The 4150-nt window shown below is 64.7% G+C and carries 4 protein-coding genes and 1 pseudogene; 1 reads left to right on the top strand and 4 read right to left on the bottom strand.

The genetic code is table 11. The features are described from left to right. Positions 1 to 482, top strand: a pseudogene (locus tag JHD07_RS32730) (glutathione-disulfide reductase); the annotation flags it as partial. A gap of 180 nt (positions 483 to 662) precedes the next feature. On the opposite strand, the gene JHD07_RS32725 reads toward JHD07_RS32730, so the two are convergent. The 4 genes from JHD07_RS32725 to JHD07_RS32710 all read right to left on the bottom strand — a co-directional run. Then, positions 663 to 1802 (bottom strand): hypothetical protein, encoded by a 1140-nt coding sequence (locus tag JHD07_RS32725; protein WP_291629650.1) that lies wholly within the window; start codon positions 1800 to 1802, stop codon positions 663 to 665. Positions 1803 to 2140: 338 nt separating this feature from the next. After that, on the bottom strand, positions 2141 to 2326 hold the full coding sequence (locus JHD07_RS32720; protein ID WP_291629648.1) for a hypothetical protein: 186 nt from the start codon (positions 2324 to 2326) through the stop codon (positions 2141 to 2143). Between the two features lie 62 nt (positions 2327 to 2388). Then, the gene (locus JHD07_RS32715; protein ID WP_291629646.1) at positions 2389 to 3621 is read right to left on the bottom strand and encodes a carboxylate-amine ligase; all 1233 of its coding nucleotides are present in this window, start codon (positions 3619 to 3621) and stop codon (positions 2389 to 2391) included. Between the two features lie 18 nt (positions 3622 to 3639). After that, a partial coding sequence (locus tag JHD07_RS32710) for a proton-conducting transporter membrane subunit (protein WP_291629644.1) occupies positions 3640 to 4150 on the bottom strand: 511 nt, incomplete at its 5' end.

The raw sequence follows: 4150 nt of genomic DNA, 5'->3' as shown, positions 1-4150 counted from the left end.
CCATCGGCGATGTCACCCATCGCTTCAACCTGACGCCGGTGGCGATCCGCGAGGGGCATGCCTTTGCCGATACCGTGTTCGGCAAGCGCGAGGTGCAGGTTGATCACGCCAACATCCCGACGGCCGTGTTTTCGCAGCCGGAGGTCGGCACGGTTGGCTTGACCGAAACCGAGGCGCGCGCCCAGTTCAGCCACGTCGACATCTACAAGACGACGTTCCGCCCCATCAAGGCGACGATGTCCGGTCGCGACACGCGCGTGCTGATGAAGCTCGTCGTCGACGGCGCAACCGACCGCGTGCTCGGTTGCCACATCGTCGGCGATGCCGCTGCAGAGATCACGCAAGCCGTCGCGATCGCGGTGAAGATGAAGGCGACCAAGGCCGATTTCGACGCCACCATCGCGCTGCATCCGACCGCGGCCGAGGAGCTCGTCACGATGCGCACGCCGACCGCGCGCCACGTGCGTCAGGCGGCGGAGTAGGGGCTGGGTTTACCTCTCCGCAGCGGGGAGAGGTGGGATTGCGGAGCAATCCGGGTGAGGGCCGCAGCATCCAGTGATGCCGCAACCCCTCACCCGGATCGCATCTATCGATGCGATCCGACCTCTCCCTACTGGAGAGGTGTGAAGAACCCCGGTCACCACCGACAAACGTGTCCCGCTTCAGCCGTACAAATACCCGACCGGCTTGCCTTCGGTGCGCAGCGGACGCATGTCCCTGTGCGTGATGATCTGACCGGCGAGGCCGTCGATCTCGTCGCGCTGCGTCGGGGTCCAGCTGCGCAGCTCGTTCATGCCCTTGAGCAGGCCGAGGCGGAGGACCTGGGTATTTTCGCCGAGACCCGTCAGGCCGATCGAATTCCTGCCCGCCGTCACCACGTCGCCGGCGGACAGCTCGAAGCTCTCGCCGGCCTTCTTCTTGAACTCGGCCGTGCCGCGAATGACGCGGTAGATCACGACTTCGCCCTTGGCAAAGCAGGTTGCGTCCGCCGCGGCCGACGTGCTCTTCGGCAAGAGTGCGTGGCCGCGCGGATCGGTCGCGATGATGTGGCCGGTGACGAGATGTCCGCTCGGAGCCTCGATGCCGATATCGCGCACGTAAACCGGCATCGCCGATCTGACAGAACCGTCGGTGAGCGGCTTGAACAGCGCGTCGAGCGCCAGGGGGTCCTGAAGCCAGAAGCCGGCATCGGCTGGCCTGTCATGCAGCGGATGGCTCCAGGCCACGCGCGGCGTTTCGTCCTCGTTGATCTGGTCGGGACCTACGATGGTCGGGTTCGGAAAGGTGGTGGGATCGGTGATGAAGGCTTCGAGGAATTTGCCGGAATAGCCCATCGAGATCGGATCGGGCACCACGGTCTGCGGCGTCTTCAGGTTCTCTTCGGTCGACAGGCCCGACCAGGTGTAGAACAGCTGGCGGTGCACGATCGCGCTTTGCAGCATCACCGCGCCGGGGCCGACATTGTAGAAGCGCCCGTCATAGTCGAAGGTGAACGCGCCCGAGGTGACCAGCACGAGCTGAAAGCCGCCTGGCGGCAGATGCAGATGGAAATCGGTTGGGCCGGTGTCGGGCCGATAGATCGGCAGATTGGTCGCGACCTCGTGCAGCAGGAAAGTCTCGTTATTCGCGTGGAAGCCCTCGTTGGCGCGGTTGTAGAGCGCCTGCGGCCGGTAGGTCGCCTCGAACTTCGCATTCCGGTCGCGGTCGATCGCCACGAAGTCCTGGTCGTTGAGGCGCAGCGGCGCCCCGTTCGGACGGGTGAGACCGGTGAATTTGATGTCTCCGGCAGCATGCACGTTCATGGCATTCTCCGATCTGAGGCCATCGATCCCGGAGCCGGGCGCACGCAACTGGCCGCGCCTTATGGTGCAGGGCAGGGACTTGGCCTGATCCTGTCCTGCGAATTTCAGGCCAGTCGGGACACGGCGCCGCGCGTCGGCTCGCCGGCTCCCCAGCGCGCGCAAATAACCGAGATTGCGCCTGAGGTTAGACGACGGCGGCCGCAAAGCTGCGTGGCCTGCCCGTAAGCGGGGTGCGGCAGCCCGCTTTGTCTAATTTGTCGGCATGTCATGCAAAGAGCATGCAGCCCTAGAGGTCGCAGCCACAGGCAAAACGGCGGCGGGTCGGCATCTGATCCGGCTCATTCGAACGATGGACGGACGCTCCGCTCGGGCTTGCCGGCCGGGCTATCGGTCCACTTTGCCATCTCCATCGCGCGCGTGTCGAAGCCTTCGCACCAGATGCAGCTCGGCTCCGCGCGGCCTTTGGTTGTCAACAGCGGGACCCTCGGATGGCCGCAACCGGTGCAGGATGTGGTGCGATTCATGCGCTTCTCCGCGATCCTCGAATTGAGGCCTGGCATTCTCGTCGCCGAAGCTTGCGCGGGCGCTATGACGCCGCGGGAGCGCTGCGTTGGGCAGACGCGCTCGTTCCGGACAACGTAGAAGTAGCGATCCATTGTGACACGGCTGCGATGTCGCCGCCGCTGTCGCGATAGGCGCGAAGCTGGAATTCTGCCGAGCTGCCCCGCTCCACGATCGTGCGGCAGTGCTCGACCTCGGCGACGCAGTTCAGCGCGGCGGCGTCCTCGGCGACGTCGTCGATCAGCCGCGCGAGAAGCTCCGAGATGCTTACCGGGCCTTCCCTGGAGGCAAAGATGCAGTCCGTGCCGTAGCGCTGGGCCCGCCACTTGTTTTCGACCGCAATCGCGCGTTCGACCACAGTGACGTCCCTGGACAGCTGGGGGCGCAGATAGAGATGCCGCGTCAGGCAGCGGTAGAGCGAGGCGATCGCAATGGCGTCGTCGACGAAGGTGCAGGTGTCGGGCGCTCGAAGCTCCAGGGTCGGATGCTTCAACGCGGGACGCATCGCCCACCAGATGTGGCTCTCGTCCGGGATCACGCCGGAGCGCTGCAAGGCGCCGACATAATCGTCGAAGTCCTGCTTGCTTTCGAACAATTCGGGCAGGCCGGTGCGAGGCAACTCGGAATAGGCGGCGAGGCGATAGCCCTTCAGGCCGGTCTTGTGCGAATTCCAGAACGGCGAGGAGGCCGACAAGGCGATGAACAGCGGCAGATGCGGCAGCATCGCCCGCATCACCGCCATGCGCTTCTCCGGATCCGGCAACTGGACGTGCACATGCATGCCGCACATCATGTTGCGGTGGCCGATGCTGCGCAGATCCTCGATCATCTCCTCGTAGCGCGGCTTCGGACTAGGCTGGGACATGCGCCACACCGCGGTCGGATGCGTGCCGCAGGCCATGATCACGAAGCCATATTGTGCGGCGACGTTCGCGACCTCGCGTCGCAGGAAGCGCAGCTCCTCGCGCGCATCGTTCACGTCGAAATGCACGTTGGTGGCGACCTCCAGCTGGGACTGCAGCATCTCGCGCATGGCCTGGCCGCCGGTCGACCAGTTGGCCGATTCGAACAGCTCGTTCGGCGTCTGGATAGCGACCTCGAAGCTGCGGCGATCGGCCAGGAAGTATTCCTCCTCGATGCCGAACGAGTATTCGGCAGCCTTGCCGCCTCGCCCCGTAGACCGGATGATGACGTGCTGCTTGTCGTCAGAGGGATCCAGTCGAAGCAGTTTCAAAACGTCTGAAGCAACCGATGTCATTTTCCCACCCGGCAAAGGTCATCTGCGGGCACTAATCCTTCTGGTCGGGGCGGGTTCCACCTCGGCGCCACTGGAAATTGTCGCATCGAACGGAACAATCTTCACGCTTTCCGACGCGCGCGCGATCAAGGCGTGATTGGGCGGCACCTCGATCCAGTTCTCCTCCTTGTCGAACGGCTCGGAGACGACGATGACCTGACCGCTGTCCTCGCGGAAGTAGAGCGTGTTGGCCGCATCGTTGATCGAGACGCGAAATGCATAGAGGTCGCGGCCGTTGGCGATGGCGCTGGTGAAGCGCAGCCGCTCGCGAAGCCCGCCCTCGTTGACGAGCCCGACCAGGGATTGCAGCACGGCTCGCGTCGCGCCCAGCGGATCGCGCTCGAGACCGGCCCCCATCATCGCCAGGAACTCGCCGACGAAGCCCGAGGTGCCGGGAAGGCCGACATTGGCCATGGTGAAGACCATCATCGCCGCCGCGTAGAGCGGCATGCGGTTCACGAGGCCGCCATAGGCCGCGATGTCGCGCGTA

The sequence above is a fragment of the Bradyrhizobium sp. genome, from assembly GCF_016462955.1.
GTDB lineage: Bacteria > Pseudomonadota > Alphaproteobacteria > Rhizobiales > Xanthobacteraceae > Bradyrhizobium.
Note: the sequence above shows the minus strand (reverse complement) of the source record. Positions and strands in the feature narration are given on the sequence as shown.

Coding starts and splice junctions, on each gene's coding strand:
- JHD07_RS32725 (WP_291629650.1), bottom strand. CDS start 1,802: ATGAACGTGCATGCTGCCGGAGACATCAAATTCACCGGTCTCACCCGT.
- JHD07_RS32720 (WP_291629648.1), bottom strand. CDS start 2,326: ATGAATCGCACCACATCCTGCACCGGTTGCGGCCATCCGAGGGTCCCG.
- JHD07_RS32715 (WP_291629646.1), bottom strand. CDS start 3,621: ATGACATCGGTTGCTTCAGACGTTTTGAAACTGCTTCGACTGGATCCC.